General features: G+C 70.3%; 18 protein-coding genes and 2 pseudogenes. 8 read left to right on the plus strand and 12 right to left on the minus strand.

The window, feature by feature from the left end; all coding sequences use genetic code 11:
* Nucleotides 1–19 precede the first annotated feature (19 nt).
* From ileS to murJ, 3 genes and pseudogenes are all read right to left on the minus strand, one after another.
* On the minus strand, nt 20–2,878 hold the full coding sequence (ileS, locus tag DX914_RS07610; protein ID WP_231118229.1) for an isoleucine--tRNA ligase: 2,859 nt from the start codon (nt 2,876–2,878) through the stop codon (nt 20–22).
* 86 nt (nt 2,879–2,964) lie between these two features.
* Nucleotides 2,965–3,900 (minus strand): annotated as a pseudogene (locus DX914_RS07615) (bifunctional riboflavin kinase/FAD synthetase); the annotation flags it as partial.
* A gap of 184 nt (nt 3,901–4,084) precedes the next feature.
* Nucleotides 4,085–5,713, minus strand: coding sequence for a murein biosynthesis integral membrane protein MurJ (gene murJ / locus DX914_RS07620; protein WP_115858395.1), 1,629 nt, complete (start codon nt 5,711–5,713; stop codon nt 4,085–4,087).
* A 145-nt stretch (nt 5,714–5,858) separates the two neighbouring features.
* Between murJ and rpsT the strand changes: the two genes are divergently transcribed.
* Nucleotides 5,859–6,128, plus strand: coding sequence for a 30S ribosomal protein S20 (gene rpsT, locus DX914_RS07625; RefSeq protein ID WP_115858396.1), 270 nt, complete (start codon nt 5,859–5,861; stop codon nt 6,126–6,128).
* Between the two features lie 196 nt (nt 6,129–6,324).
* Here rpsT and cgtA read toward each other — a convergent pair whose 3' ends face one another.
* The 3 genes from cgtA to rplU form a co-directional block, all read right to left on the minus strand.
* Nucleotides 6,325–7,392 (minus strand): Obg family GTPase CgtA, encoded by a 1,068-nt coding sequence (gene cgtA / locus DX914_RS07630; protein ID WP_115858397.1) that lies wholly within the window; start codon nt 7,390–7,392, stop codon nt 6,325–6,327.
* A 176-nt stretch (nt 7,393–7,568) separates the two neighbouring features.
* Complete coding sequence (gene rpmA, locus DX914_RS07635; protein WP_115858398.1) at nt 7,569–7,829, minus strand: 50S ribosomal protein L27; 261 nt, start codon at nt 7,827–7,829, stop codon at nt 7,569–7,571.
* Nucleotides 7,830–7,843: 14 nt separating this feature from the next.
* The gene (gene rplU, locus DX914_RS07640) at nt 7,844–8,152 is read right to left on the minus strand and encodes a 50S ribosomal protein L21 (protein ID WP_115858399.1); all 309 of its coding nucleotides are present in this window, start codon (nt 8,150–8,152) and stop codon (nt 7,844–7,846) included.
* Nucleotides 8,153–8,360: 208 nt separating this feature from the next.
* Between rplU and DX914_RS07645 the strand changes: the two genes are divergently transcribed.
* From DX914_RS07645 to DX914_RS07665, 5 genes are all read left to right on the plus strand, one after another.
* Nucleotides 8,361–8,990, plus strand: a complete 630-nt coding sequence (locus DX914_RS07645; protein ID WP_115858400.1) for a YidB family protein — start codon at nt 8,361–8,363, stop codon at nt 8,988–8,990.
* Nucleotides 8,991–9,737: 747 nt separating this feature from the next.
* Nucleotides 9,738–11,825, plus strand: a complete 2,088-nt coding sequence (locus DX914_RS07650; RefSeq protein ID WP_158549209.1) for a S8 family peptidase — start codon at nt 9,738–9,740, stop codon at nt 11,823–11,825.
* A gap of 157 nt (nt 11,826–11,982) precedes the next feature.
* Complete coding sequence (locus DX914_RS07655) at nt 11,983–12,843, plus strand: OmpA family protein (RefSeq protein ID WP_158549210.1); 861 nt, start codon at nt 11,983–11,985, stop codon at nt 12,841–12,843.
* A 418-nt stretch (nt 12,844–13,261) separates the two neighbouring features.
* Entirely contained in the window at nt 13,262–16,183 is a 2,922-nt protein-coding gene (gene uvrA, locus DX914_RS07660; RefSeq protein WP_115858403.1) for an excinuclease ABC subunit UvrA, read from the plus strand.
* On the plus strand, nt 16,180–16,593 hold the full coding sequence (locus DX914_RS07665) for an acyl-CoA thioesterase (RefSeq protein WP_115858404.1): 414 nt from the start codon (nt 16,180–16,182) through the stop codon (nt 16,591–16,593). Before uvrA ends, DX914_RS07665 begins: the two co-directional genes overlap by 4 nt.
* Before the next feature lie 67 nt (nt 16,594–16,660).
* Here the strand turns inward: DX914_RS07665 and DX914_RS07670 are convergent, their stop codons facing one another.
* Genes DX914_RS07670 through DX914_RS07680 form a run of 3 tightly spaced genes read right to left on the minus strand, consistent with a single transcriptional unit; the run spans nt 16,661 to nt 20,147 of the window.
* Complete coding sequence (locus DX914_RS07670) at nt 16,661–18,412, minus strand: DUF885 domain-containing protein (RefSeq protein ID WP_158549211.1); 1,752 nt, start codon at nt 18,410–18,412, stop codon at nt 16,661–16,663.
* Between the two features lie 41 nt (nt 18,413–18,453).
* Nucleotides 18,454–19,272, minus strand: a complete 819-nt coding sequence (locus DX914_RS07675) for a nuclear transport factor 2 family protein (protein WP_147300625.1) — start codon at nt 19,270–19,272, stop codon at nt 18,454–18,456.
* Nucleotides 19,269–20,147 (minus strand): nuclear transport factor 2 family protein, encoded by an 879-nt coding sequence (locus DX914_RS07680; RefSeq protein ID WP_158549212.1) that lies wholly within the window; start codon nt 20,145–20,147, stop codon nt 19,269–19,271. The genes DX914_RS07675 and DX914_RS07680 overlap by 4 nt, the downstream gene beginning before the upstream one ends.
* 191 nt (nt 20,148–20,338) lie before the next feature.
* Between DX914_RS07680 and DX914_RS07685 the strand changes: the two genes are divergently transcribed.
* Entirely contained in the window at nt 20,339–21,274 is a 936-nt protein-coding gene (locus DX914_RS07685) for a LysR substrate-binding domain-containing protein (protein ID WP_115858408.1), read from the plus strand.
* Between the two features lie 16 nt (nt 21,275–21,290).
* On the opposite strand, the gene DX914_RS07690 is transcribed toward DX914_RS07685, so the two are convergent.
* A complete protein-coding gene (locus tag DX914_RS07690; RefSeq protein WP_115858409.1) occupies nt 21,291–21,749 on the minus strand; it encodes a copper chaperone PCu(A)C in 459 nt (152 codons plus the stop codon).
* Between the two features lie 71 nt (nt 21,750–21,820).
* Between DX914_RS07690 and DX914_RS07695 the strand changes: the two genes are divergently transcribed.
* Nucleotides 21,821–22,579 carry an enoyl-CoA hydratase/isomerase family protein gene (locus tag DX914_RS07695; protein ID WP_115858410.1) on the plus strand — a complete coding sequence of 253 codons (759 nt, stop codon included), beginning with the start codon at nt 21,821–21,823 and terminating at the stop codon, nt 22,577–22,579.
* A gap of 63 nt (nt 22,580–22,642) precedes the next feature.
* Here the strand turns inward: DX914_RS07695 and DX914_RS07700 are convergent, their stop codons facing one another.
* Entirely contained in the window at nt 22,643–23,494 is an 852-nt protein-coding gene (locus DX914_RS07700; RefSeq protein WP_115858411.1) for a sulfurtransferase, read from the minus strand.
* Nucleotides 23,491–24,353 (minus strand): annotated as a pseudogene (locus DX914_RS07705) (NUDIX hydrolase). Before DX914_RS07705 ends, DX914_RS07700 begins: the two are co-directional and overlap by 4 nt.
* Between the last annotated feature and the right edge of the window lie 94 nt (nt 24,354–24,447).

Genomic DNA, 24,447 nt, shown 5'->3' on the forward strand with positions numbered 1-24,447 from the left:
TCGTAGGCGGTGCGTAAGGTCAGAACCAGCGACGGTCTTCGCCGGGGCCGTCGACGTTGCTGACGCAGCGGCCGCACAGCTCGGGGTGCTGGGCATGAGCGCCGACGTCGGCGCGGTACTGCCAGCAGCGCACGCACTTGGTCTTGGTGGTGGGGGTGGCGAGCACGGCGATGTCCTTGGCGGCGTCGTCGGCGAGGATCTCGACGTCGCCGCTGATGAACAGGAAGCGCAGTTCGTCGGCCAGCGGCGCCAGCCAGTTCTGGTCGGCCACGCCGCAGCGCAGGACGATCTCGGCCTCGAGCGCGGCGCCGATCGAACCGGCGGCGCGCAGCGGCTCCAGGGTCTTGCTCACGCCTTCGCGCAGCGCGAGCAGGCGGGCGTAGTCCTCGGCCGACAGCGGCGCGTGCTCGGGCAGCACGGCCAGGCCGTCGTACCAGGTGGTGAACAGCACGTTGCCGTCGCGTGCGCCGTGTTCGGTCGCCGCCGGCAGGTGGCGCCACATTTCGTCGGCGGTGAAGCTCAGGATCGGCGCGATCCAGCGCACGAAGGCCTCGGCCACGCGGTACATGGCGCTCTGCGCCGAGCGGCGGCCGCGCGAGTCCTCGCGCATGGTGTACAGGCGGTCCTTGGTCACGTCCAGGTACAACGCGCCCAGGTCGACGCTGCAGAAGTTGGACAGGGCCTGGACGATCTCGGCGAAGGCGTAACGCTCGTAGGCCGAGGCGATGCGCTCCTGCAGTTCGGCGGCGCGGTGCACGATCCAGCGGTCCAGCGCGACCATGTCGTCCAGCGCGACCAGGTCGCGCGAGGGATCGAAGCCGTGCAGGTTGCCGAGCAGGAAGCGCGCGGTGTTGCGGATGCGGCGGTAGACGTCGCCGTTCTGCTTGAGGATCTTGTCCGACACCGACATTTCGGCGCTGAAGTCGGTGGCGGCCACCCACAGGCGCAGCACGTCGGCGCCCATGGCGTCGATGACCTTCTGCGGGATCACCACGTTGCCCAGCGATTTGGACATCTTCTTGCCCTGCTCGTCCACGGCGAAACCGTGGGTGAGCACCTGGCGGTACGGCGCGGCGCCGTCCATGGCCACGCCGGTGAGCAACGCGCTGTGGAACCAGCCGCGGTGCTGGTCGGAGCCTTCCAGGTAGAGGTCGGCGGGCTTGCGCAGGCCGTCCTGCGGGCGCTGGGCGAGCACGCAGTCGTGGCTGACGCCGGAGTCGAACCAGACGTCGAGGATGTCGTTGACCTTCTCGTAGCCGGCGGCTTCCTCGCCCAGCAGCTGTTCGGCGGTCATCGCGTACCAGGCGTCCACGCCTTCGCGTTCCACCGCGTCGGCGACCTGGCGCATGATCTGCACCGAGCGCGGATGCGGCTCGCCGGTTTCGCGGTCGAAGAACAGCGCGATCGGCACGCCCCAGTAGCGCTGGCGCGAGATGGTCCAGTCCGGGCGGCCTTCGATCATGTTGTAGATGCGCGCCTCGCCCCAGCCGGGCACCCAGGACACGCCGGGGATCGCGGCCAGCGCGTCGCGGCGCAGGCCGGCCTGCTCCATCGACACGAACCACTGCGGCGTGGCGCGGAACACCACCGGGGTCTTGTGGCGCCAGCAGTGCGGGTAGCTGTGGCGGATGCGGCCGGCGGCCAGCAGCGCGCCGCGCTCGCGCAGCACGCCGACGATGACCGGGTCGATCTTGAAGATGTGCTGGCCGGCCAGTGCCTGATCGCCGGCCGGCGGCGTGGACGGCAGATAGCGGCCGCGCGCGTCGACGGGGTTGATCTGGGCGGCGCTGTAGCCGTCGGTGAGGCCGTACTTCAGGCCCACCGCATAGTCTTCCTGGCCGTGGCCGGGCGCGGTGTGCACGGCGCCGGTACCGGCGTCGACGGTGACGTGGTCGCCGACCAGCACGGGGATCGTGCGTTCGTCGTAGAACGGGTGCTGCAGGCGCAGGCCTTCGAAGGCCACGCCCGGCTGCGGGCCCCACTCGCGCGCCTGCACGGCGGCGCCGGCCTTGAGCGCGTCGGCGTTGGCCAGGTTGGCGAGGAAGCCGGCGGTCAGGTCGTGCGCGACCAGCAGGTATTCCGGGCGCGTGCCGCCTTCCTTGAACAGGCCGTCGGCCGCGGCGCCCACCTGGATCAGCATGTACTGCACGTCCGGGCCCAGGGTCACGGCCAGGCTGGCCGGCAACGTCCACGGCGTGGTGGTCCAGATCGGCACCGACAGCGGCGCGCCGTCGTCGGCGAGGCCGAAGGCGTCGAACACGCGCTTGCGGTCGATCACCGGGTAGCGCACGTAGATTTCGGTGGAGTCCTTGTCCTGGTATTCGATCTCGGCTTCGGCCAGGGCCGAGCCGCAGTCGAAGCACCAGTGCACGGGCTTGGAGCCGCGCACCAGGTGGCCGCGTTCGACGATCTTGGCCAGCGCGCGGATGATGTCCGCCTCGTAGCGGAAATCCATGGTGCGGTAGGGGTTGTCCCAATCGCCGATCACGCCCAGGCGCTTGAAGTCGCGGCGCTGCAGGTCGATCTGGGTGGTGGCGTACTCGCGGCATTTGGCGCGGAAGGCGGCGGCGTCGAGTTTCTCGCCGACCTTGCCGAACTCCTTCTCCACCTTGTGCTCGATCGGCAGGCCGTGGCAATCCCAGCCCGGCACGTAGGGGGCGTCGTAGCCGGCGAGCAGCTTGGACTTGACCACCAGGTCCTTGAGCACCTTGTTGACCGCGTGGCCGATGTGGATCTCGCCGTTGGCGTAGGGCGGGCCGTCGTGGAGGACGAAGCTGCGCTCGCGGCCGCCGACCTTCTCGCGAATGCGCGCGTACAGGCCCTCGGCCTCCCAGCGCGCCAGAGTGTCCGGCTCGCGCTTGGGCAGGTCGCCGCGCATCGGGAATTCGGTCGCCGGCAGGTGCAGGGTGGCCTTGTACTGGCTGCCGGGGGCGGTGTCGGTAGAGTCGGTCACGCGAACGCTCGTCGTTGGTCGATCTGAAGGAGGCCGCGCGCCTGTTCGGCGTCGCGGTGCATCTGCGCGGTCAGCGCCGGCAGATCGGGGAACTTGAGTTCGTCGCGCAGCTTGGCCACGAACTCGACGCTGATGCGGCGGCCGTAGAGGTCGCCGTCGAAGTCGAACAAATGCGCTTCCAGCAGCGGCTCCACGCCGTCCACCGTGGGCCGCGTGCCCAGGCTGGACACCGAGGCGCGCGGCGCATCGCCCACGCCGTGGACCCAGGTGGCGTAGATGCCCGACAGCGCCGGGGTCTTGCCGCCGAAACGCAGGTTGGCGGTGGGAAAGCCCAGGGTGCGGCCCAGTTGCTGGCCGCGCACCACGCGCCCGCCGATGGCGTAGGGCCGGCCCAGCAGGCGCGCGGCGGCGGCGAAGTCGCCGGCCAGCAGCGCGCTGCGGACGCGGGTGGCCGAGACGCGCTCGCCGTCCAGGTGCACCGGCTCGATCTCGCCGGCGACGAATCCGGCGCTTTCGCCGGCCGCGCGCAGCGCCTCGATATCGCCGCCGCGCGCCTTGCCGAAGCGGAATTCCGGGCCGACCCAGACTTCGCGCGCGCCCAGACGCTGGACCAGCACGCGCTCGATGAACTCCTGCGCCGACAGCGAACTCAGCTGGGCGCCGAAGCGCAGCAGGCCGACCTGATCGGCGTCCAGCGCCAGCAGGCCTTCGGCCTTGGCGCGGGGCAGCAGCAGGCGCGGCGGCGGCGCGGACGGTGCGAAGAATTCGCGCGGCAGCGGCTCGAAGCTCAGCGCCACCGCCGGCAGGCCCAGCGCGCGCGCGCGGGCGACGGTGTGGCGCACCAGCGCGCGATGCCCGAGGTGCAGGCCATCGAAGGCGCCGATGCAGACCACACTGCCGTGCGGGCAACGCAGCCCGCCCTCGACGTCACGAAACAGCCTGCTCATTGGGTCTGGCGTAGGGGGATGCCGAAAGGTGAATAAGGAAGTATAGCCGCCGAGGCACGGTCTCAACCGCGCCGCGTCAGTCGGTTAACGAACCCGAACGCAGGCTGCGGTGAGCCCAAGGCGGACCGCACCGCCCTGCCGCTGCGCAGCCCGTATCCGGGCGCGGCGGCGCGGCAGAGCCCCGTCAGTGCCCGCGCAGATCGCGCATGCGGATGCCCTGCAGCCACAGCGCCGCGCCGTAGCTGGCGCCGCCGGCGCCGACCACCACCGCCAGCTTCCAGCCGCGCTCCCACCACGGCCAGCCCGTCCAGCCCTGCCACAGCCACAGCAGCGCCAGCACCACCGCGCTCATGGCCACGCTGGCCACCGCGATCTGGCGCAGGAAACGGCGCCAGCCGGGCTGGCGCGCATAGACCTTGGCGCGGCGCAGGTACCAGGCCAGCTGCAGCGCGTTGACCCAGCCGGCCAGCGCGATGGCTGCGGCCAGGCAGGCGTGCGCGCCCGGAATCTGGCCCAGCGCCATGCGCAGGTCGCCGCCGCTGCGCGCCAGCGCGGCCTGGCCGGCATCGGTCAGGTACAAGGCGGCCAGCAGCAGCGATACGGTCGCGCCCAGGTTCACCAGCACCGACACCACCGCCGACTTCACCGGGGTCTTGGTGTCCTGTCGCGCGTAGAACGCCGGCGCCAGCACCTTCACCAGCAGGAAGGCCGGCACCGCCAGCGACTGCGCCATCAGGCTCAGGCGGATCATCTGGGTGTCGCCGGCGTCGAGCTGGCCGTACTGGAACAGCGCGGCCACCAGCGCCTGCGCGCACAGCACCAGGCCCAGGCAGGCCGGCACGCCGATCAGCAGGCACAGGCGGAAGCCCCAATCCAGGCCCTGCGAAAAGCCCTGCGGATCGGTGGCGGCGTGGCGCTTGGACAGGTGCGGCAGGATCACCGTGCCGATGGCCACGCCGAACATGCCCAGCGGGAATTCCAGCAGGCGGTCGGTGAGGTAGAGCCAGGTCACGCTGCCGGCGATCAGGAACGAGGCCATGGCGGTGTTGAGCAGCAGGTTCACCTGCGCCACCGAGGAACCGAACAGGGTCGGCACCATCAGCCGCAGGATCTTGCGCACGCCCGCATGGGCCGCGCCCCAGCGCGGCCGCGGCAGCAGGCCCAGCTTGGCCAGCGCCGGCAACTGGAACGCCAGTTGCAGGATGCCGGCGGCGAACACGCCCCAGGCCAGCATCAGCACCGGGTTGAGGCCCAGCGGGGTCATCACCGGCGCGGCGCAGACCGCGGCGGCGATCATCGACAGGTTCAGCAGCACCGGCGACAGCGCCGGCACCGCGAAGCGCCCGTAGCTGTTGAGCACTCCGCCCACCAGCGAGGCCAGCGAGATGAACAAGGCGTAGGGGAAGGTGATCTGCAGCATCTGGGTGGCCAGGCGGTACTGCTCGCTGCCCGGCTCGAAGCCCGGCGCGAACAGCTGCATGACCCAGGGCGCGGCCAGCACCACTGCCGCGGTCAGCACCAGCAGCGCGGCGGCCAGGGTGCCGCTGACCCGGTCGATCAGCTCCTTGACCGCGGCGTGGTCGTGCTGCTGCTTGTACTCGGCCAGCACCGGCACGAAGGCCATCGAGAACGAGCCCTCGGCGGACAGCCGGCGCATGAAGTTGGGGATGCGGAAGGCGACGAAGAACGCGTCCATGGCCGGGCTGGCGCCGAACTGCCAGGCGTAGACCTGGTCGCGGACCAGGCCCGACACCCGCGAGACCAGGGTCATGGCGCTGAACACGGCCGAAGAGCGCAGCAGGCCGCGGCTCATAGGGGGGCTCCGGGCGCAGGCGCGGCGGGTTTTGGGGCCTGCTCGGCCCAGTTGACGCAAGTCACTGAATCGGCCATACTTTTGGGTCTGATTTTCCGCAACTGCATTCTTCTACCAGTTTTCTACCTTTCAGGAATCCACACCCGTGGCAAACATCAAGTCCGCCAAGAAGCGCGCCAAGCAGACGGTCGTGCGCAATGCCCGTAACGCCAGCCAGCGTTCGATGCTGCGTACCGCCGTGAAGAAGGTGCTGAAGGCCCTCGGCGAGAACGACGCCGCCGGTGCCAAGTCCGCGTTCGACGTCGCCCAGCCGATCCTCGACCGTTTCAGTGCCCGTGGCCTGATCCACAAGAACAAGGCCGCGCGCCACAAGAGCCGCCTGTCGGCCCGCATCAAGGCGCTGTCCGCCGCCTGATTCGCGTTGCGCGGCTACGGCCGCGCAAGCACGCAAAAACCCGGCCTCGGCCGGGTTTTTGTTTTTGCGGGTCGCGCGCGCCTTGGCGAACATGGGCGCGATCATCGTAGCGCCAGGTGAAGCCGGCACGAAGTCGCCCTCGCCCGCCGTGCGGCAGGCGCGCTTGGAAACCAACGGTATAGAGCGCGAATGCGGCTCAGGGCGCATGGTCGCCGGCGGCGTTCGCGGCTTCCAACGCGTCCTCGCGCTGGCGGTCGAAGAACGCCATCACGTCGAGCATGATCGGCCAGGTGCCTTCGCGGCCGATCGCCGAGACCAGGTACCAGCGGTCGCTCCAGCCCAACTCGTCGATCACCGCCTGCGCGGCGGCTTGCTGCTCTTCTTCCAGCAGCAGGTCGGCCTTGTTGAGCACCAGCCAGCGCGGCTTGGCCAGCAGTTCGGGATCGTGCTTGCGCAGCTCGTGTTCGATCGCGCGCACCTGCTCGGCCGGGCTCACGCCCTCCACGCCGCCTTCCATCGGCGCGATGTCGACCAGGTGCAGCAGCAGGCGGGTGCGCTGCAGGTGGCGCAGGAACTGCGCGCCCAGGCCGGCGCCGTCGGCCGCGCCTTCGATCAGGCCGGGGATGTCGGCGATCACGAAGCTGCGGTGCGCCTCGACGCTGACCACGCCCAGATTGGGATACAGCGTGGTGAACGGGTAGTCGGCCACCTTGGGCGTGGCCGCGGACACGGCGCGGATCAGGGTGCTCTTGCCGGCGTTGGGGAAGCCGAGCAGACCCACGTCGGCCAGCAGCTTGAGCTCCATCTTGAGCATGCGCTCCTCGCCCGGCAGGCCCGGCAGCGCCTTGCGCGGCGAGCGGTTGACCGAGCTCTTGAAGTGCATGTTGCCCAGGCCGCCCTTGCCGCCCTTGGCCACCAGCAGGCGGTCGCCGTGGGTGGTGAGGTCGCCGATGACCTCGTCGGTTTCGACGTTGGTGATCACGGTGCCCACCGGCACGGTGATGACCAGGTCCTCGCCGCCCTTGCCGTACATCTGCCGGCCCATGCCGTTCTCGCCGCGCTTGGCGCGGAACTGCTTCTGGTGGCGGAAGTCGACCAGGGTGTTGAGGTTTTCGTCGGCCACCAGGTACACGCTGCCGCCATCGCCGCCGTCGCCGCCGTCCGGCCCGCCCAGCGGGATGAACTTCTCGCGACGGAAGCCGACGCAGCCGTTGCCGCCGTTGCCGGCGATGACCTGGATTTCCGCTTCGTCTACGAGTTTCATGGGAATTCGGGATTCGGGATGGGGTGATTCGTTAAAGCAGGAGCCTGCCGGGACATTCGCAGGGAGCGGGGCCGGGAGAGTCGCTTTTGCGAATCGCGAATCCCCCATCCCCAATCCCGGCCTGCAAACGAAAAGCCCCGCCGAAGCGGGGCTCCTCGCAACGTCTCGCAGCGGGATTACTCGCCGGCGACGACGCTGACGGTGCGACGCTTCTTCGGACCCTTGGTCGAGAACTCGACCTTGCCGTCGACCAGCGCGAACAGCGTGTGGTCGCGGCCCAGGCCGACGCCCGAACCGGCGTGGAACTGGGTGCCGCGCTGACGCACGATGATGTTGCCGGCCTCGATGGCCTGGCCGCCGTACATCTTCACGCCGAGGTACTTCGGGTTGGAGTCGCGGCCGTTACGGGTGGAACCTACGCCCTTTTTGTGTGCCATGGCTGCTGCTCCTCTTAACCGGCGATGCCGATGATTTCGATTTCGGTGTAATGCTGACGGTGGCCCATCTGCTTGCGATGGTGCTTACGGCGGCGGAACTTCACGATGCGCACCTTGTCGGCGCGACCGTGGCCGACCACCTTGGCCGAGACGGTGGCGCCCTTCAGAGCGTCGCCCACCTTCACGCCATCGCTGCCGCCCAGCATCAGAACGTTGTCCAGCTTGATCTCGGCGCCGACTTCGGCATCGAGCAGCTCGACGCGCAGGGTTTCGCCCTGCATCACGCGGTATTGCTTACCGCCGGTGACTACAACTGCGTACATGACCAGATTCCTCTGTAGTTATTTTGGTCGCTGCCGCACCCGGAACCGGGCGGACAGAAGCGGAATTCTAAGCGGTTCAGCAAGTTAGAGCAAGCACCCCCATCCGGCGGACCGCAGCCGGCGGCTGGCGCCGGCTTAACGCCGCCCGTGCTGTAGTGGCCGGGCTGCGACGGACCCCGCGGCCCCTACTCCGTGCGGGACCCAGGCCATGTTCGATCACCTGCTGGAACCCCTCGCCGGCCGTCATGGGCTGGCCCCGGACCAGGCCCGGGCGCTGCTCGCGGCCTGGCTGGACCGGATCTTCGACCCCGCCCGCGGCGGCCCGGCCGGCTTCCTGGCCGCCTTCCGGGCCCAGGGTCTGGAGGACCTGGCCGGCTCCTGGGTCGCACCGGGCCCGAACCGGCCGCTCACCGCCGACCAGTTGGAGCGGGTGTTCGGCGAGCGCGAACTGGCCGACCTGGCCGCGCGCCTGGACCTGCCCGCCGCGGTGGTGGCCAGCGCCTCGGCCGCGCTGCTGCCCGAAGCGGTGGACAGCCTGGGCGAGGACGGGCGCTGGCCGGGACCGGCGGAGTGGCCGCCCGCGGCCGACCCGGCCGCAGCGGAGCCCGCCGGCCTGCAAGCGGTGCGCGATGCCGGGCTCGGCCCCCTGTCGGCCAGCGATGCGCCGCTGTACCGCGCGCACGACGATGCGCCGCATCGCGACCCCGCCGATGGGCACCGCGTTGACGAACCTGTACCGGCACCCGCGTCGGCGTCGTCGCGCGCGCGGCGGTGGGCGATCGTGGTCGTCGCACTGCTGGCGATGGTCTTGGCGGCGCTGCTGTCGCTGCGCGGCTGAGGCACGAATTTCCCGTATCGCGACTTCGCTCACAGTATCGCGATTCCGCGCGAATGCTCGCGTTGGGGAAAAGCGCTGGCGCAAGCACGTTGCATCGCGCGCATTCGCATTCGTGAAGGCGGCTGTGTAAACACCGAATTTCATGGCGTTTTGCACATCGAATGCAGCGCAAGCGAGCCTGCGCATCGCCGCGCGCGTTACCGAATCGCAACGCTCCGGCACCGACTTTGGTCGCAGTGCGTGCCACTTGCGCGCATCGTTTGCATTTGTTTACGTTCCTTACGACGCGCCTGCAGGGGGTCGCGTTGCAGGAACCGGCACGGAGGCCGAGTCGCCGCGCAGTTGCGCGTGCGGACGCGGCGCATCGCGCCGGTTCCAAACACAGGGGCCTCTGCATGCGACTGGAATCGTCCAGCCTATTCGCTTCATTCGTCAGCCAAGTGCGCCGCGCGTCCGCGCGCACCCAGCCAGCTCACACCAGCAAGCGTCGCCGCAGCACGCGCGTGCATTCGATGCGCCGCGCGGCCTGCGCTCGCGTCGCAGCGTCGGAGACCGCGCTGCGCCACGCTGGGCTCCACGGTTTCCAACCCCACATCGCGACCACGCGCCGCCCGGGACGGGCGTCGATGCGTGGCACGCGAACCCCAGTCCCGCGGCGAGGAGAAGAGAGCTAAGGCCGCGGACCCGCACCCGAAGCCGCTAGGGGAGGCAACGGGATTCACGAGCTACGAACCAAGGATGTTTGTCATGACTCGCAAAGCACGTTCGATGAAATGGACCGCACTGGCCATCGCCACCGCGATCGTGGTCGCACCGGCGGCCTACTCCGGCGGCAAGCTGCCGACGGCCAACAAGACCAAGGTCTCGACCTTGTCCCCGCAAGCGGCGCAGTCGGCTAAGGAACAGCCGGTGCGGCAAGACCGCTTCATCATCACCTACAAGGGCTCGGCCAGCGCCAAGAGCGCGTCGGCGGCCAAGGTAGGCACGCAGCTGTCGGCCGCGTCCAAGGCGCTGGGCCTGGGCATCGCGCCCATGCGCACGCTGGGCACCGGCGCGGCGCTGATCCGCACCGACCGCAAGCTCGACAGCGCCGCCAGCAAGGCGCTGATGATCGAGCTGATGAAGGATCCCAACGTGCTCGCGGTGGAGCCCGACCGCTTCCGCCAGAAGCTGTTGGTGCCCAACGACCCGGGCTACGCGCAGCAGTGGCACTACAAGAACGGCCCCGGCGGCATCAACGCCGAACCGGCCTGGGACCTGAGCACCGGCGACGGCGTGGTGGTCGCGGTGCTGGATACCGGCAGCACGCCGCACGCCGACCTGGTCGGCAACCTGGTGGCCGGCTACGACTTCATCATCGACACCGACGTGAGCGTGGACGGCGACGGCCGCGACGCCGACCCGAACGATCCGGGCGACTGGCACGACGGCGAGTGCAACATCTTCGGCATCCCCGAGGACAGCAGCTGGCACGGCACCCACGTGGCCGGCACCATCGCCGCGACCACCAACAACAGCGTCGGCGTGGCCGGCGTGGCCTTCGGCGCCAAGGTCCAGCCGGTGCGCGTGCTGGGCAAGTGCGGCGGCTACGAGTCGGACATCATCGACGCGGTGACCTGGGCCTCCGGCGGCACCGTGACCGGCGTGCCGGCCAACGCCACTCCGGCCGAAGTCATCAACCTCAGCCTGGGCGGCGGCGGCGCCTGCTCGGTGGCCGAGCAGGCGGCGTTCACCGCCGCGGCCGCTCGCGGCACCACGGTGGTGGTGGCGGCGGGCAACTCCTCGGCCGATGCCGCGGGCTACTCGCCGGCCAGCTGTAACGACGTGATCACCGTGTCCGCGGTGGGCCCGACCGGCGCGCTGGCCGGCTATTCCAACTTCGGCAGCGTGGTCGACGTGGCCGCGCCCGGCGGTTCCGGCGTGAACCCGGCGGCCGACAACATCCTGTCGACCCTGAACCTGGGCCTGCAGGGCCAGGAAGGCGACGGCTACGCCTGGATGGCCGGCACCTCGATGGCGGCTCCGCACGTGGCCGGCGTGGTCGCGCTGATGCAAGCCGCGGCGCCGACGCCGAAGACCCCGGCGCAGATCAAGAAGATCCTGGAGAACACCGCTTACGCCTCCGGCGGTTTCGCCAGCGGCTGCAGCTACGAGAAGCCCTGCGGCGCCGGCATCATCGACGCCCGCTACGCGGTGGCCGTGGCCTCCGGCGCCGAACCGCTGCCGGCCGATCCGCCGCCGGCGCCGGAACCGCCGCCGGCCATCGAGCTGAGCAACGGCGTCACCGTCACCGGCATCGAAGTGCTGGCCGGCGCCACCGTGCGTTACCAGCTGCTGGTGCCCAACGGCGCGTCCAACCTGCTGTTCGCCATGTACGGCGGCACCGGCGACGCGGACATCTACGTCAAGCGCGGCACCCCGCCGACCAACACCTCCTACGACTGCCGTCCGTTCAGTTCCGGCAACAACGAGAACTGCTTCTTCCCGGCGCCGCAGGGCGGTATCTGGTACGTGACGGTCAAGGGCTTCAGCAACTCGGCCGGCGTGTCGCTGTACCCGAGCTTCACCGACGCCAACTGGCCGCGCGCGGTCGAAGCGGAAGCCACCCCGCTGACCAACCACCGCACCCGCGTGGACCTGACCTGGAAGAAGGGCAAGCGCAACATCGACATCTACCGTAACGGCGCGATCCTCAAGACCGTGCGCAACAACGAAGCCGCCACCGATACCTTCCGGATCATCGGCACCGGCACCATGAGCTACAAGCTGTGCAACAACGGTACGCAGGAGTGCGCCGATCCGGTGGAGATCGAGTACGCCTCGTCCAAGCGCTGATCGCGGTTAGCCGCAGGAGGGCCCGGTACGCCGGGCCCTCCAACGGCGTCGGGCGCCCTGGCGGCGCCCGGCTCCGTCGGCGGCGGATTTCCGCGCTACCGCACGGCAGGCCCTAGCGATGCTGCCAGCGACTCCCCACGCGATACCCGGAGTTTTCATGCACCCCGATTCCCCGATTTCCCCGCGCTCGCGCCGCCCGACGGCGGTGTGGGCGCTGGCCCTGGCGCTGGCCGCCACCGGCCTGGCCGGCTGCAACCGCGGCGGCGAGGCCGCCGACACCGCAGCGGCCGAACAGGCCAAGCCGGTCCCGCGCTACGAGGCCAAGCTCAGCCTGGTCAACAACAACGGCGCGCTGCGCTACGATGGCAACGTCGACAGCGACGCGGCCAAGCAGGCCATCGTCGCCGCCCTCGCCCATGCCTACGGCGCCGAGCGCGTGTCCGGCGACCTGGCGGTGGACCCGTACGCGCGCCCGGCCGACTGGGCCGCGCAACTGCCGCAGTTCGCCGCCGCCTTCACCCAGCCCGGCGCCGCGGTCAGTTTCGAAGGCCGGCGCATCGAACTGGCCGGCCAGGTCGCCGAGGCCGACCGCGCCGCGCTGCTGGACCGCGTGCGCCAGCTCTACCCCGGCTATGCCTACACCGGCCTGTTCGAAGGCGTGGGCGCCGGCCCGGCCAACGCGGCGCTGGCCGCGCTGCCGGCCAAGGCCGAGGCCGCGGCGGTGGTCGCGGCGCTGAACCAGACCCCGATCGGCTTCGAAGGCGACAGCGCGCGCATCTCCGCCGGCAGCCTGGACGCGCTGGCCGAGGCGGCCAAGGCCATCCAGGCCGCGCCGGCCAACACGCGCATCGAGATCTACGGCCCGGCCGGCGGCTCGGACGACCAGATCGACCTGTCCAAGCAGCGCGCCGAGGCGGTCAAGGTGCTGTTGATCGTGAACGGCGTGAACCCGGCGGCGATCGAGACCAAGTCGGCGCCCGACGGCAGCCGCGGGCTGGGCTTCAGGCTGATCAAGTAAACGGCGGCATAACCGCAGCCGCCGGGGCTTCCGGCGGCTGCAGGCTCAACGGCCTCTCTCCAGGCCCTCGCCGGCGCAGTTTGCGCCGGCGAATTTTTTTGGGCGGAGCAAAAGCAAATTCCCCCTAGCCCCCTTTTTCAAAGGGGGGGAACCGCAATGGCCGCATCCCTAGCCAGCGGGCGCATTTGTGACAGATCCGTCCAACCGGAGTCGTCCTCGCCGCCTTTGCTTTTGTTCCCCCTTTGAAAAAGGGGGGCTCGGGAGATTTGCTCTTAACCCGCGCCCCAGTCTCACCCCCTGAGACCACCCCCGCCCACCCTTCCGTTTCCGGCATTTGCCCCCATCTACGCCACTCGATACGCTCTTCTGTTCGCCGTCGCCCCTGGCGTCGGCGGCCCTCCCCCCTTGCAGGCACCCGATGGCGCTGGACTTCATCCGCATCCGCGGCGCGCGGACGCACAACCTCAAGAACATCGATCTCGACCTCCCCCGCGACAAGCTGATCGTGATCACCGGCCTGTCCGGCTCCGGCAAGTCGTCGCTGGCCTTCGACACCATCTACGCCGAGGGCCAGCGCCGTTACGTCGAGTCGCTGTCGGCGTATGCGCGGCAGTTCCTCAGCGTGATGGAGAAGCCCGACGTCGACCACATCGAAGGCCTGTCGCCGGCGATCTCGATCGAGCAGAAGTCGACCTCGCACAACCCGCGTTCGACGGTCGGCACGATCACCGAGATCTACGACTACCTGCGCCTGCTGTACGCACGCGTGGGCTCGCCGCGCTGCCCGGACCACCACTACCCGCTGGAGGCGCAGACCGTCAGCCAGATGGTCGACCAGGTGGTGGCGCTGGGCGAGACCGAGGCCGGCCGCGAGCAGCGCTACATGCTGCTGGCGCCGGTGGTGCGCGACCGCAAGGGCGAGCATGCGCAGGTGTTCGAGCAGCTGCGCGCGCAGGGCTTCGTGCGCGTGCGCGTGGACGGCGCGCTGTACGAGATCGACGCGGTGCCGCCGCTGGCGCTGCGGGTCAAGCACACCATCGAGGCGGTGATCGACCGCTTCAAGCCGCGCGAGGACATCAAGCAGCGCCTGGCCGAGTCGTTCGAAACCGCGCTCAAGCTCGGCGACGGCATGGCCCAGGTGATGTCGCTGGACCACCCCGACGCGCCGCCGCTGCTGTTCTCGTCCAAGTACAGCTGCCCGGTCTGCGACTACTCGCTGCCGGAGCTGGAGCCGCGCCTGTTCTCGTTCAACTCGCCGGTGGGCGCCTGCCCCACCTGCGACGGCCTGGGCGTGGCCCAGTTCTTCGATCCCTCGCGCGTGGTGGTGCATCCGGAGCTGTCGCTGTCGGCCGGCGCGGTGCGCGGCTGGGACCGCCGCAACGCCTACTACTTCCAGCTGATCCAGTCGCTGGCCAAGCACTACAAGTTCGACGTCGACGCGCCCTGGCAGTCGCTGTCGGAAAAAGTGCGCAATGCCGTGCTCTACGGCAGCGGCGACGAACTGATCAACTTCAACTACATCACCGAAAGCGGCGGCCGCAGCCAGCGCAAGCACCGCTTCGAAGGCATCGTGCCCAACCTGGAGCGCCGCTACCGCGAGACCGAGTCGGCGGCGGTGCGCGAGGAACTGGCCAAGTACATCAGCGAGCGCGCCTGCACCGACTGCGGCGGCGCGCGCCTGAACCGCGCCGCGCGCAACGTGTTCGTGGCCGAACGCCCGCTGCCCGAGCTGGTGGTGCTGCCGGTGGACGAGGCCCTGGCCTTCTTCAAGGCGCTGAACCTGCCGGGCTGGCGCGGCGAGATCGCGGTCAAGATCGTCAAGGAAATCGCCGACCGCCTGCGCTTCCTGGTCGACGTGGGCCTGGACTACCTGACCTTGGAGCGCAAGGCCGACTCGCTGTCCGGCGGCGAGGCCCAGCGCATCCGCCTGGCCAGCCAGATCGGCGCCGGCCTGGTCGGGGTGATGTACGTGCTCGACGAGCCGTCGATCGGCCTGCACCAGCGCGACAACGAGCGCCTGCTCGGCACCCTGACCCGCCTGCGCGACCTGGGCAACACCGTGATCGTGGTCGAGCACGACGAGGACGCGATCCGCCTGGCCGACTACATCGTCGACATCGGCCCCGGCGCCGGCGTGCACGGCGGCGAAATCGTCGCCCAGGGCCTGCTGCCCGACGTGCTCAAGGCGCCGCGCTCGCTGACCGGCCAGTACCTCAGCGGCCAGCGCCGGATCGAGATCCCGAAGAACCGGCACAAGCCCAACCCCAAGACCACGCTGCGCCTGCACGGCGCCAGCGGCAACAACCTCAAGGACGTGGATCTGGAGATCCCCTCGGGGCTGTTCACCTGCGTCACCGGCGTGTCGGGCTCTGGCAAGTCCACCCTGATCAACGACACCTTGTTCGCGATCGCCGCCAACGAGCTCAACGGCGCCTCGCACACGCCGGCGCCGTACAAGTCGGTGGACAACATCGAACTGTTCGACAAGGTCGTGGACATCGACCAGTCGCCGATCGGCCGTACTCCGCGCTCCAACCCGGCCACCTACACCGGCCTGTTCACGCCGCTGCGCGAGCTGTTCGCGCAGGTGCCCGAGGCGCGCGCGCGCGGCTACTCGCCGGGCCGTTTCAGCTTCAACGTGCGCGGCGGCCGCTGCGAGGCCTGCCAGGGCGACGGCCTGATCAAGGTCGAGATGCACTTCCTGCCGGACGTGTACGTGCCCTGCGACGTCTGCGGCGGCAAGCGCTACAACCGCGAAACCCTGGAGATCCTGTACAAGGGCTACAACATCAACGACGTGCTGGAAATGACCGTCGAGGATGCGCTGGGCCTGTTCGAGGCGATCCCGGCGATCTCGCGCAAGCTGGAAACGCTGATGGACGTGGGCCTGAGCTACATCAAGCTGGGCCAGAGCGCGACCACCCTGTCCGGCGGCGAGGCGCAGCGCGTCAAGCTGTCCAAGGAGCTGTCGCGCCGCGACACCGGCCGCACCCTGTACATCCTGGACGAGCCCACCACCGGCCTGCACTTCCACGACATCGAGCACCTGCTGGCGGTGCTGCACCGCCTGCGCGACGACGGCAACACCGTGGTGGTGATCGAACACAACCTGGACGTGATCAAGACCGCCGACTGGGTCATCGACCTGGGCCCGGAAGGCGGCCATCGCGGCGGCAGCATCCTGGCCACCGGCACGCCCGAGCAGATCGCCGCCCTGGCCCATTCGCATACCGGCCGTTTCCTCAAGCCGCTGCTGGGCCCGCCGCAGGCCGCCGCCGCGACCGCGCGCAAGCCCGCCGCCGGCAGCAAGTCCAAAGCCAAGAAGAAGTCCGCCGCATGACCGACACCGCTACGCCCGCGCCTCTGTTCCGCGCTCCATTGGAGTTGCGCTGGCGCGACCTGGACGCGTTCAACCACGTCAACAACTCCAACTTCCTGACCTACCTGGAAGAAACCCGCATCCGCTGGTTCGCCAGCTGGAACGGCGAGTGGGTGACCGAGGCGGTGGCGCCGCTGCTGGCGGCGGTGCAGTTGAACTACCGTGCGCCCATCCCCTACCCGTCCGAGGTGGCGGTGGAACTGTACGCCGAGCGCATCGGCAGCACCAGCCTGACCATCGGCCACCGCATCGTCTCGGCCGACGGCGCCACGCTGTACTGCGACGGCCACGTGGTGGTGGTCTGGATCGACCGCGCCAGCGGCCGTCCGGTGCCGCTGCCGGCGGCGGTGTTGCAGGCGATCAAGGGCTGATCGCAAAAACCGGGCGGGGTGCGATGGGTGCGGTTGGCACCGCACCCTACGCTCGCGCCTGAAGCATTCACCCGCCCGCCGCGATCCAATCGTCGACCACCGCGTCCAGCACCGCCAACGGCACCGCGCCGTGGCGCAAGCCGGCGTCATGGAAGCGGCGCGGATCGAAGCGCTCGCCCAATGCCTGTTGCGCGCGCCGCCGCGCCTGGGTCCAGGCGTTGTGCCCGCACTTGAAGGCCACGCCCTGCCCCGGCGTGACGCTATGCCGGTTCACCCGCGCCATCGCCGCGGCCGGCGCCAGGCCGCCGGTGTCGGCGATGAAGGCCGCCGTGCGTTCGCCGCTCCAACCCAGCGCATGCAGGCCTGTGTCGGCGATCAGATTCATGGCGCGATAGCGGAACGAACGCAGGTAGCCCAGCGCCATCAGCGGCTGGTCCGCGTACACGCCCATCTCTTCGGCCAGGCGTTCGCAATACAGGCCCCAGCCTTCGTGGAACGCCGGCAGGTTGATCGCGTCGAACAGCCGCGGCGTGCGCGCCTGCGCCGCGCGCTCGACCTGGACGTAGTGGCCCAGGGTCTCGTGATAGCCGTGCGATACCACTTCCCAGCGCGGCACGTCGGGGGAGCGCAGGCTGGAGGCCAGCGGCGGCAGCCGGCGAACATCGGGGGGCGATGCCGGCGATATGGCCAGATAGCGCGGCAACAGCGGCCAGAGCGAATCCACGCGCGACTGCAGATCGCGCCGCAACTGCGCCGCGCCGGCCTCGTTGCCGGCGTAACGGTGCTGCACCTGTTGCGACAGCGCCAGGTAGCGCTGCCCCACCGATCCCTCGGTCAAGCCCTGCGCACGCAGCAATGCGTCCATGCGCGCGTCCAGTTCGGCCAGTTGCGCCAGCCCCTGCCGATGCAGTTCCGTCGCGTCCACCGCCTGAGTGGCGTTGTGCTGCAGCGCCCAGCGGTAGTAGGCCTCGCCCTCGGGCAGGCGCCCCACACCCGGCATCGCGCCGGCCTGCGGGCGCCACGATTCCAGCAGCGCGACCTGCCGTTGCAACGCGGTGCGCAGCGGCCCTTGCACGATGCGTTCGGCCTGCGCCTGCCACGCCGCCGCGCCCGGTAGCGACGCGGTCGCGCGCCGCAACGCGCTCAGCAGCGGCTGCTGTCCGACCGGCAGATCGCGCTGCGCGGCCAGCGCCGCAAGCGCCGATTCGATCACCGCCAAGGGCGGCACTACGCCGCGTCCGGCATCTTCGCGCGCGCGCTCGCCGTCCTGGGCCATGGCCAGCGGCAACGCCGCCAGGCGCTCCAGGTAGGCCTGTGCACCGTCGCCATCGGCGATCCAGTGGCTGGCTTCTTCCAGCAGCGCCGGTACGTCCATGTGCGCGCCGTCGAGATGACTCAACGCGTACGGCCGCGAGACCTGCGGCGCGCCGTAGCCGTAAGCGGCGCCCTGCACGTAGGACGCGCTCAGCCAACGCGCCGCGCGCAGGCTCACCGCGGCCGGCGCGGGCAAGGCGCGCGCGTCGATGGCATCGAGTTCGCGCAGGAACCTGCGCTGCTCGCGGACGAAGCGCTCGCGCGCGGCCAGCGAACGATCGCCCAGCCGACGGCGCGCGGAAGCCTGCGCGCCGCGATCCAGCCCCTGACTGCTCAGCTGCTCGGGAAAGTCGCGTGCATAGGCCTGGAACATGCGCTCCAGCACGCGCGCCAACGCGGCATCGTCGCCTTCGGCTCCGGCCGCCAGCGCGCGCGAGCACGCGGGCAAGGAGGCGGCCGTCGCGGCGGCGAGCGTGGACACCAGAAAACGGCGGCGATCGATCATCGTGCGGCTCCAGTCATTACGCCGGTCATGGCTTGCGTCGCTCACGGCGCCACATGCCATTCGGCCAGGATCGCGCCGTCGCGCACCCGGTACAGGCTCAGGTGTTCGCGCTCGGGCCGGCCGCCGCCGCGGTAGCGTTCCAGCGCCGCCACCCATTCGCCCAGCGCCACGCTGTCGATCAGACTCACCTGCGCGGGCGCGCCGCGTGCGTACAGCTCGCGGTAGTAGCGCAGGCGTGCGTCCGCATCGGGCGGCGTGGCCGACTCCGCGCCGCCAAAGCGGTCGCGCGCGTGGCGCGCGTGAAAGTGCTTGGCCTGCGGGTGGTAGAGCGCGACGAAGGCCTCGGCGTCGCCGCGGTTGTTGGCCTCCCCCAATCGCCGCACCACCTCGAGTGCATCCTGTCCGGACTGCGGGCCGGCGTCGGCTTCGCGGGCGATATGCCAGATCCGCTCGATGCCGTCGGTGCCGACCCGGAACGCGGTGAAGGCATGATCCGGCGGCGTGCCGTCGGGCAGGTGCGTGGCCACGCGCACGACCACGAGGTCGCCCAGCGACAGCATCTGCTCGACCCGGTGCGGCGCCGGCGGTTGATCGAGGAAGGCGGTGCGGAAGAAGGCGCGCAGCTCTTCGCGGGTGCGCATGCGCGTGGACAGTTTGCCTTCCAGCGCCAGCGGCTCGGCGGGCAGGCCGTACATCTCGAACTGCGGTGCGAACTGCGCGGCCAGGCCGTCCACGTCGCCGCTGCCCAGGGCGGCGAAATCCTTGAGCACCACGGTTTCGGCGCGACGGTCGGCCGCCGCCGCCACCGGCGTCAGCGCCGCGAGCAACACCCCGAGGCAGGCAAGCGCGAGCCGGCTCACGGCTGCGCCCCCTGCACCGCGGCCGGCAGCGTTTCCTCGGCCAGCAGCCAATCGCCGACGATGCGCCCGTCGCGGATGCGGTAGATCGATACCTCATTGACGCGCTTGCCGGGCGCGTCGGCGAAGCCGCTCACATGCGACTGCTCCACCACCAGGTCGCCGACCGAGAACAGCGCCACCGCCCGCACCTGCACCGGCGTGCCGGCGAAGTACTTGCGGAAGTAGCGCTCGCGGCTGGCCGCGTCGACCAGGGTCTTGGACGGCTGTTCGGCCAGTTGGCGCGGATCGGCGGAGTGGCGGAAGTTGCGCGCTTGCGGATCGAACAGACTCAGAAAGCGGTCGGCGTCGCGCGCGTTGTTGGCCTCGATCAGCGCGCGGACGGTCCGGCTGGGATCGGGCTGGGCGGGCGCCTGCTCGGGCAGCCAGGCGATATGCCACAGGTCGTGGATGCGGCCGTCGCGTATGCGGAAGGCGGTGAGAAAGCGCATGCGCTGGCTATAGTCCGGCGGCTGCGCGGAATAGCCGGCGGCGATCGCCAGGTCGCCGACCACGGCGATGTGCTCGACCGTTTCGCGCGCCAGCGGCGAACGCACGGCACGGCTGAAGTAGTCGGCCAGCTGCGCCTTGCTGCCGATCGCTTGCGAGCGTGCGCCGGCCAGCCGCAGCGGATCGCGCGAGCGGTCGTAGCTGCGTGCGTCCTCGTCGAACAAGGCCAGCAGCCCGGCCACGTCGCCCTCGCTCCAGGCCTGGGCGTGGCGGCGCACCACCTGCTCGGGCGTGGCCGGCGCCTGCGCCGAGGCGACGGCGGCCAGCGTCAGCCACAGCGCCAGCACGGCGACGCAGGGCAGCGGTTCAAAGCGGGAATTCCAGCGCATGCAAGCTCCAGGTGGCGGGGAGACGGGGCCCAGGCTGCTATCCGCTCGTGCATTTGCCCTAGCGTTACTTTTGGCACATAGTGAAAGCAGGCGGGAGCGGATCAGCAGCATTCGGCTTATTTCCGCGAGGTTATGGCGTATCTCGCCAGGCGCACAACGCGAAATGCGCCCTTTATGCATAAGGTCAATTTATGAATAACCCGAGCCATGCCTTGCCCCCGCTGAGCGCCGTGCGCGCCTTCGAAGCGGCCGCGCGCCTGTCCAGCTTCACCGCCGCGGCGCAGGAACTGGGCATGACCCAGGCCGCAGTGAGCTACCAGATCAAACAGCTGGAGCAGCGCCTGGGACTGAGCCTGTTCCAGCGCCTGCCGCGCAAGGTCGCGCTGACCCGCGCCGGCGAACGTCTGGCGCCGGCGGTGCTCGACAGTTTCCAGAACCTGCGCAGCGCGTTCTCGAGCACGCTGGAACGTTCGGAAAGCGAACTGGCCATCACTTCGCTACCGACCATCGCCGCCAACTGGCTGGTGCCGCGCCTGGGCGCCTTCCATCTGGCACGGCCGGGGCTGGCGGTGCGCCTGGACACCGGCGTGCCGCTGGTGGACCTGAGCCAGGGCGACTTCGACGTCGGCATCCGCGTGGGCGAAGGCCGCTGGCCCGGGCTGACGTCGCATTACCTGCTGCCCAGCCTGTACACGCCGCTGTGCGCGCCCGCGCTGCTGCAAGGCGGCGCGCTGCAGCGCCCGCAGGATCTGCTGAAGCTGTTGCGCATGGGGCGCGAACGCTGGTGGCGGTCGTGGCTGATCGCGGCCGGGATCGCCGAACCCGACCTGTCGGCGCGACCGGGCGTGGACCTGGGCGTGGAACAGTACGAAGTCACCGCGGCCATCGCCGGACACGGCGCGGCGATCACCTCGCCGCTGTTCTTCCACGCCGAACTCGAGGCCGGCCGCCTGGCACAGCCGTTCGCGCAGGTGCTGCGCGACCATCGCGATTACTGGCTGGTGTACCCCACCGCGCATCGGCGCAGCCCGAAGATCTGCGCGTTCCGCGACTGGCTATTGGATCAGGCGGCGCAAGACCTGCGCGCGTCCCCGTGGGCAGAACTGAAGCCGACGCTGCCGCGCTGAGCGCGCGACCGCACGCTTACGGCGCGGGCTTGCGCGCTTCCAGCTCGCCGCGCAGCACGCCGCCGTCCTTGAGCTTGAATTCCACCACCACCTTGCTGCCCGGCTTCAGCGGCGCATGCGGCTGCATCAGCATCAGGTGCAGACCGCCGGGCTTGAGCACGGCGTTGCCGTCGGGCGCGATGCGCAGCTCGGGCATGGCGCGCATGCGGCTGACGCCGTCGACCAGGCGGGTCTCGTGCAGCGAGCTGTCGCCGAAGGCCGGGCTGCTGACGCCGACGATGGTCAGCGGCGTGGCGCAGGGATTCTCGATGCGGCCGAAGCCGGCCATCATCGGCATGGCCATCGGCGGCAGCCGCACCCAGCCCTCGACCACGCGCGCGCTGCAGCCGCGCGCCTGCGCCGAAACCGATGCCGCGCACAGCGCGGCGGCCAGGGCCAGAACAGTGAACGCGCGTCGGCTACGGGGGCTGTGCATGGCCCTATGATAAGGCCCAACCCCGTCGTCACCACGACGCCCGCTTGCGACAAATCGTCCCAGGAAGCCCCATGAGCCTAGTCACCGCCCTCCGCCACGGCGACATCGTCGAACTGCAGCTGGCGCGCGCGCCGGTCAACGCCCTCAACCCCGCGCTCTGCCACGACCTGCGCAACGCCCTGGGCACGGCGATCGCCGAAGGCGCGCAAGGCGTGCTGCTCAGCGGCGGCCCCAAGGTGTTCTCGGCCGGCCTGGACGTGCCCTACCTGCTGTCGCTGGGCGACGACCGCCACGCGCTGATGACCGCCTGGCAGACCTTCTTCGACACCGCTCTGGCGCTGGCCGCCAGTCCGATACCGGTGGTGGCCGCGCTGGCCGGCCACGCGCCCGCCGGCGGCTGCGTGCTGGCGCTGTGCTGCGACTATCGGGTGATGGCCTCGGGCCCCTACCGCATCGGCCTCAACGAAACCCAGGTCGGCCTGGTCGCGCCCGAGGGCATCCAGCGCCTGATGCGCCGCGTGGTCGGCACCTACCGCGCCGAACGCCTGCTGGTGGCCGGCGAAATGCTGGAATCGGAAGCCGCGCTGGCCGTGGGCCTGGTCGATGAGCTAGTCGAGATCGACCACGTCGCGATCCGCGCGCGGGTGTGGCTGGAACAGCTGCTGACGCTGCCGCGCCAGGCCATGCTGCAGACCCGCAGCGTCGCCCGCGCCGATCTGATCGAAGCGATGCAGCCCGAGCACATCCGGCTGCAGCATTTCATCGAATCCTGGTACGAGCCGTCGACGCAGCAGGCGTTGAAGGCGCTGATTGCGAAGTTGGGTAAGTAAAGCGCGAGAGCCGACACTTCTTTGCTGTGGATTCCCCCTCAACAAAGGGGAAGGCAACATCGATCACTCCTCGCCCGTCGCCACCGGCCGCGAGGGATCGTCGATCCATCCGCTCCACGAGCCGGTGAACAGCCCCGCGCCCTGCAGCCCCGCGTGCTCCATCGCCAACAGGTGATGACAGGCGGTCACGCCGGAGCCGCACATCACCACGGTGTTGTGCGCGGGCTGCGCGCCCAGGGTCTGGGCGAAATCCTGGGCGAGTTCGTCGGCGGGCTTGAAGCGGCCGTCGCGCAGGTTCTGCGCATAGGGGTGGTTGCGCGCGCCGGGCACATGGCCGGCCACGCGGTCCAGCGGTTCGGTCTGGCCGCGGTAGCGCTCGGCCGCACGCGCGTCGATCAGCAGGCCGCCGGCATCGACATGCGCGCGCACGGCATCGGCGTCGAACAAGCGGTGGCGGTCGAACTCGGCTTGGTACTGCGAAGGCTGCGGCGTGGGCACCACGGCGTCGGTGGGCAGGCCCAGCGCGGTCCAGCGCTGCCAGCCGCCGTCCAGCACCGCCACCCGGCGGTGGCCCAGCGCGCGCAGCAGGAACCACAGCCGCGCCGCGGCCAGCGCGCCGTCGCCGTGGTCGTAGGCCACGACCTGGTCGCCGGGCGACACGCCCCAGCGCCGCAGCGCGGCGGTGAAGTCGGCGGCGTCCGGCCAGGGATGGCGGCCGGCGTTGCGTTTGCGGTGGTCGGACAGGTCGCGGTCCAGATGGGCGTAGCGCGCGCCGGGAATGTGCGCTGTCTGGTAGGCGGCCTCGCCGCTGCCCGGGTCGGCGAGCGCGGCGCGCGCGTCGATCACCACCAGGTCGTCGCGGCCGAGTTGCGCGGCCAGGTCCTCGGCCGCTACCAGCGTGGTCCAGTCGCTCATGCGATCGCCTCCAGGCGTTGGCGCAGGTTCAACAGCATCGACGCGGTCGCGCCCCAGATGCGCTGGTCCGGATAGCGGAATTCCAGCACCTGGCGCGGACGGCCGCGGTATTCGAGTTGGTGATGGGCCAGATTGGCCGGATCCAGCAGATAGGACAGCGCGACCTCGAACACCGCCGCGACTTCGCCGGGATCGGGCTTGGCGATGTAGGCCGGGTCGATGATGGCCACCACCGGCAGCACGCGAAAGCCGGTGATCGTGGCCAGCGGGTCCAGGTAGCCCAGCGGTGCGATCTGCGCCGGCGGCACGCCGATCTCCTCGCCGGTTTCGCGGATGGCCGCGGCCACCGCGTCGGCGTCGTCGGCTTCGATGCGGCCGCCGGGGAAACTGACCTGACCGCTGTGCTGGCGCAGGGCGTCGGTGCGCCGGGTCAGCAGCACGCGGGTGCCGTCGGCGCGCGGCACCAGACCCACCAGCACGGCCGCGCGCGCGGGCACGGCATCGGGCGGCAGCAGGCCGTCGAGTTCGTCCAGGTTCCAGGCGTCGCCGTCGGGTTCGGCCGTGAGCGGGCGCAGGGCCTCGCGCAGGCGCGGGACGTCATGCGGCATGCGGTCGTGCGGCATGCGCTCGAACCGCATCAGGTCGTGCTGGATGACGTCGGGCGGCAGCACGCTCACCGCCGGCGCGACTCGCGCTCGGGCAGCACCTGTTCCATCAGCCGCAGGCGCTCGTCGTCGTTCATCTGCGACCAGCGCGCGATCTCGGACGTGGTGCGGAAGCAGCCCAGGCACAGGCCTTGCTCGTCCAGCGTGCAGACGCCGATGCAAGGACTGAGCACTGCACGGAATTGGAAGCTCATCTCACCGCACCACCGGGCCGCGATGGTCGGCGCGGCCGTTCAAGGCGGCCCGGGGGCCGCAACGCACCGGCCGTGGCCGGGTCCAACGCGCCGC

The sequence above is a fragment of the Lysobacter silvisoli genome (assembly GCF_003382365.1).
Taxonomy (GTDB): Bacteria; Pseudomonadota; Gammaproteobacteria; order Xanthomonadales; family Xanthomonadaceae; genus Lysobacter; species Lysobacter silvisoli.